1 protein-coding gene is annotated in these 801 nt (G+C 56.4%); it reads left to right on the top strand.

Annotated elements, in window-relative coordinates:
- A partial coding sequence (locus ACTHUM_RS16025) for an SIS domain-containing protein (RefSeq protein WP_440403425.1) occupies positions 1-767 on the top strand: 767 nt, incomplete at its 5' end.
- Positions 768-801 lie beyond the last annotated feature (34 nt).

Raw genomic sequence — 801 nt, 5'->3', positions numbered from 1 at the left:
CCATGGAAGCCCTGAAATACGCGCAATCCTTGGGACACAAACACAGCCTGTCTATTTGTAACGTGATGGAATCCGCCCTGCCGCGTGAAAGCGAGTTGGTACTGTACACACGCGCCGGCGCAGAAATCGGCGTTGCCTCTACCAAAGCGTTCACGACCCAACTGGTTGTCCTGTTCGGCCTGGCCGTTACCTTGGGCAAACAGCGCGGCCTGGTTTCTGACGAACAAGCGCGTGAATACGTTGAAGAACTGCGCCAACTGCCGGGCAGCATTCAGCACGCTCTCAATCTGGAGCCGCAAATCGCCGCTTGGGCGCAAAAATTTGCCAAGAAAACCAGCGCACTCTTCCTCGGCCGCGGTATCCACTTCCCAATCGCCCTTGAAGGCGCATTGAAGCTGAAAGAGATTACCTATATCCACGCCGAAGCGTATCCTGCGGGTGAGTTGAAACACGGCCCGTTGGCCTTGGTGGATGAGAACATGCCTGTTGTCGTGATTGCCCCGAACGACAGCCTGTTGGACAAAGTAAAAGCTAATATGCAGGAAGTCGGCGCACGCGGCGGCGAACTGTTTGTCTTCGCCGACCTCGACAGCAACTTCAACGCTACCGAAGGCGTGCACGTTATCCGCGCCCCACGCCACGTCGGCGTACTCTCGCCGATTGTGCACACCATCCCCGTGCAACTCCTGTCTTACCACGCCGCCCTCGCACGCGGTACAGACGTGGACAAACCGCGCAACTTGGCTAAATCGGTAACGGTTGAATAAGTAATTGACCGGTTACAAAAGGCCGTCTGAAACC

It is taken from the genome of Neisseria sp. P0021.S006 (genome assembly GCF_051956895.1).
This window is presented reverse-complemented; position numbering and strand designations above follow the sequence as displayed.